The following is a 400-nucleotide window of genomic DNA, read 5'->3' on the forward strand; positions in this document are numbered from 1 at the left end:
CCGTCGGCGAGAATGTGGGTCTTGCAGATGAAGCCCATGCGGGCCTGATGGACCGCATGTATCGCCACCAGCGGCACATCTACGATATTACCCGCAAATATTACCTTCTCGGCCGTGACAGGACCATTTCCGGCCTGGACGTGCCGAAAGACGGCACGCTGCTTGAAATCGGCTGCGGCACCGGCCGCAACCTGCTTCTGGCCAGCCGGAAGTTTCCGCAGGCAAGATTGTTCGGCCTCGATATCTCCTCCGAAATGTTGCTGACCGCGTCCGAGAATTTTGCCGGCAAGGCAGAGCGACCCATTCTTCGTGTGGCCGACGCCACCGCTTTCCGCGCCGCCGAATTCGGCCAGCCCGACGGTTTCGACCGCGTCATGATCCCCTATGCGCTGTCGATGAT

At 60.5% G+C, this 400-nt stretch carries 1 protein-coding gene; it reads left to right on the forward strand.

Going from position 1 to position 400, the window contains the following annotated elements:
• On the forward strand, positions 1-400 hold a 400-nt coding region (locus tag SB816_RS30035; protein ID WP_410547996.1), incomplete at both ends, for a class I SAM-dependent methyltransferase.

It is taken from the genome of Achromobacter sp. SIMBA_011, from assembly GCF_046535435.1.
In the GTDB taxonomy this organism is placed as follows: domain Bacteria; phylum Pseudomonadota; class Gammaproteobacteria; order Burkholderiales; family Burkholderiaceae_B; genus Achromobacter; species Achromobacter dolens.